Raw genomic sequence first — 2692 nt, 5'->3', positions numbered from 1 at the left:
GATCATTACCATCGAAAAGTGAGCGGCGTTGGAAAGTAAGACCATAGCGACTGCAGGTTCACTGCTTGGCCCGCGCACGGACCAGCGTCTGCCGGCCGTGGGCCACGAGTCGTCGGCCACCGTCACTCTGGATGCCCCAGACCTCCAACTGACAAATGGTCAAGGTACGTCCGGACTTCAGGACGTCCCCGGTCCCTTCGAGACGGGCGCCCACAGCAGGAGCAAGGAGATTGATTTTGCACTCCCGGTGAGAACCTCGGAGTCCTCGTCGAACAGTGTCAGCGCCGCGTAGCCGCCGACACTGTCTGCCATCACGCTGGTAACCCCAGCGTGGACATATTCGCCGTCGACGACGGCCGAACCACACGCTGGGTGCGGTGTGCGTCGGCTCTGCACCCGGGACCGCGCCCACCGCAGTCGGTGACGGCGGCACGGAAGCAGCACAGCAGGAGCCGGGTGCGCTGGCCTTCGGACGCACGGCTCTCGCCCCTCTCTGCTGGTGGCGGGGCAGAGTCGTGGGTCCGAGGTCCGTAGACTGCCTCTGGCCTGGAGTTATGCAGCGAAGCCGACGTTGGTGCAGTACTCGTACGCTCCGTACTGGGATCCCAGATCGGGCAGGACGTCGTCGGTCCAGGCCGCGTCCAGGCCGTGGTGGTCTCCGGCCGCCCACGCGCCGACGATCCGGTCCCAGCGGCGCACATTCATGTGCCGGAAGGGGACGTCGCGCTGTAGGGGGCGGGCGACGCCGGACTGGTTGAGAGGATGGATCTCGACCCTGGTGCCGCCGTTCGCGTTGAGGCGCTTGAGCAGGTGCCGGGCCACGTTCTGCCGACGCACCGCCTGGTAGGCGTCGTCGATCTTCTTCAGGTTCTTCTTCGAGGGGCGGCGCTTGCCTTCCAGCCACGCCTTCAGCGTGCGGTCGGTCACCGTCAGCCCGGCTTCCCTGGCGGCCTGGCGGGCATGGTCGGACCTCGTCAGATAGTTCAGGCGTGCCATCAGTCCGCGCTTCGCGGTGACGGGGGTGACGATGCCGCCGGCGAGGTCGTCGAGCTTCCGCCCGACGAGTTCGCTTCCTTTGACGCCGCTCGCGCCGAACTTTCCGAAGTCGTTGTTCCTCTCCGGCATCTACTGCTCCTCCCCCATGGTGTCGGTGTCGGCGCCCGCGGTGTAGAGGTCTTTGACCTAGACCTCGGTCACCCCTCGGCCTTCGGGAAAAACACGGCGCCAGTCGCCGATGACGTGGAGTTCGTCGGTGCCCATCGCGCGGACGACGGCGAGTCCTTCGTCGTGGGCTTTGAGCGCTTTCATCCAGAGGTTGGCGAAGGCCTGGGAGCGGATGATGTGCATCCAGTCCGGCCGGTACAGCTCCCGGTTGTAGTTCGACTCCCCCATGGTGGAGACGAATTTCGAGTACATCGCCTTCACGTACTCCAGGGTGACCGGGTCACTGTCGGCGATGGCGGTGTCGCGGGCGTCCTTGAGCGTGCTGCGGAACTTCTCCAGCAGGTTCTCCGTGGCTCCTGAAGTGTAGGACTCGTGGATTTCCGGCACCTCGCACAGGCCGTGCTTCGGGCTGGACAGGCGCAGCAGGAGCCGCAGGGTGGGTTCGGTGACCCAGAGGGGGCCGGGCTCGTCGCGCTCGCCGATCGGGTTGGGCAGCACGGCGTCGTGCTCCCAGACCGGTGGGGTGATCAGGTGGACTCCGGCGCGGCGGCGGTCGTGCGGCATGCCGGTGGTGTGCTCCAATTGCCCGAGCGGCAGATGGGTTTTGAGGGCGGACAGATAAGCGCCGTTGACGTCGAGTGCCGTCACCTCATGAACGCCGGGTGGCAGTTCGGCGCGGGTCCATTTGGGGCGGGCCTCCCAGATCTGGTCCGCGCCCCGGGAGGTCTGCTTCTTCAGGATGTCGGGAATCCAGGGGTGGGCGATCACGTCGTACCGTGCGCCCTTGCGGGTTTCGTCCAGCAGGCGCATGGCGTCCGGGATCGCCTTCTTCAACAGCGCCGCGGTGGCCGTTTCCACGTCGCCCTGGTGCTCGGCGAGTGCTCCCTCGACGGCCGCGTGGATCAAGTCCCCGGGGCCCGACGGTTCCTGGAACGCCCGGCGGGCCGGGCTCTTGGCACGCTTGGAGGGCTTCGGGGCAGCCGGGGCGGGCCGGTCGGCGGCCGGGGCCGGCGGCGTCCCGACTGCGCCGCCCTGGCATTCGGCGGGGTCCAGGTGCTGAGCGAAGCCCTCCACTCGCTGTCGGGCCGGACGCCCGCACAGCACACACGGCTCCGGGGCCATGAGTACCTCGACTTCGTCCCCGTCCTCGAACGCGAAAGAAGCGGGCCCGGCCTCAGCCGTAGCGTCCGCATCAACGGAGCGAACAGCGGTGGACTCCACCGCCGACTCGGTTTCGGGCGTGGTGTCGGTGAGGAGCTTGGCGCTCAATCCGTCCAGGAGGTAGGCGTACTTGGCGCGTACCTCGCCGGCCGGATCCCGGCCGGCCTCCCAGGCGCTGACCGTGGACGGGCTCACCCCGAGGGCGCGGGCCACCTGTGCCTTGGACAGCTGAGCCTGCTCGCGCAGGGCGCGGCGGGCTTCGGGTTCCGGGAGGTCGGCCTGGGGGGTGACGGAGTGGAGGCCAGCACGATCAGGTCGGCGCGCTTGCCCGGCTCCAGGGAGCCCAGGTGGTCGCCGAGGCCCAGCG

At 68.3% G+C, this 2692-nt stretch carries 2 protein-coding genes and 1 pseudogene; all 3 read right to left on the bottom strand.

Going from position 1 to position 2692, the window contains the following annotated elements; translation table 11 throughout:
• Positions 1-58 precede the first annotated feature (58 nt).
• Positions 59-339, bottom strand: a pseudogene (locus ACFVWD_RS58030) (PaaI family thioesterase); the annotation flags it as partial.
• Between the two features lie 213 nt (positions 340-552).
• Complete coding sequence (locus ACFVWD_RS58025; protein WP_073772384.1) at positions 553-1125, bottom strand: helix-turn-helix transcriptional regulator; 573 nt, start codon at positions 1123-1125, stop codon at positions 553-555.
• A 57-nt stretch (positions 1126-1182) separates the two neighbouring features.
• Positions 1183-2571 (bottom strand): helix-turn-helix domain-containing protein, encoded by a 1389-nt coding sequence (locus ACFVWD_RS58020; protein WP_389607240.1) that lies wholly within the window; start codon positions 2569-2571, stop codon positions 1183-1185.
• Positions 2572-2692: the final 121 nt, after the last annotated feature.

The organism is Streptomyces sp. NPDC058086 (genome assembly GCF_042885015.1).
Taxonomy (GTDB): domain Bacteria; phylum Actinomycetota; class Actinomycetes; order Streptomycetales; family Streptomycetaceae; genus Streptomyces.
Note: the sequence above shows the minus strand (reverse complement) of the source record. Positions and strands in the feature narration are given on the sequence as shown.

Excerpts from the sequence above, each read along its gene's own strand:
- ACFVWD_RS58025 (WP_073772384.1), bottom strand. The coding sequence starts at position 1,125 with ATGCCGGAGAGGAACAACGACTTCGGAAAGTTCGGCGCGAGCGGCGTC.